Below are 688 nucleotides of genomic sequence, written 5' to 3' on the forward strand. Positions count from 1 at the left end.
TCCTACTACCCGAGTGCCCAAGGGTTTACGACCATAGCATACGAGGATTTGTGGCCAATAGAGGGCGATTATGATCTGAATGATTTGCTGATGAATATGAGAATCGCAGAATATGCCATTGGTGATCAAATCATACGGGTAGAAATAGAGGGGCAAGTTGCTGCGATTGGGGCAGGGTTTAATAATGGATTTGCTATTCAGTTTCCATCTTTACCTCCTGGCTTGGTAAGAGAGCCAGATTTGGAGCTTGAGCTTAACGGCGTGAATGTAGATGGGCTGAGCTTGGAGGGTAATCAAACTTATGCGGTCGTCACAATTATGGAAAACGCTTGGTCAATGGTGAGCAGGGGTGAAGTCGACTGCGATTACTTTAGAACAGAGTTAGGATGCGGCTCAGCGATACGTCCAAGTTGGAAGCTGACCATGCCGCTTACGAATGGCGTGAGCAAAGCAGCATTTCCAGCACCACCCTATGATCCATTTATCTTTGCCACTCCCGGTACAACCCACAGTTCTATGGTGGACTCGGTTGTCGGCGGATACGCGGGCAAGCGATGGGAGGTGCACTTGAAAAACAACGCGCCAACGAACGCTCTGCATAGTGGTTTATTAAGCATCGGTGACGACACCTCCTCGATGTCCTTACAGCAATACTATCAAACCAGTAACGGGATGCCTTGGGCGATCG

Annotated in this window: 1 protein-coding gene; it reads left to right on the plus strand. The window is 48.8% G+C overall.

Features of this window, described 5'->3' with window-relative positions:
• A partial coding sequence (locus A3750_RS21555) for an LruC domain-containing protein (RefSeq protein WP_156498821.1) occupies positions 1-688 on the plus strand: 688 nt, incomplete at both ends.

The organism is Oleiphilus sp. HI0079 (genome assembly GCF_001635105.1).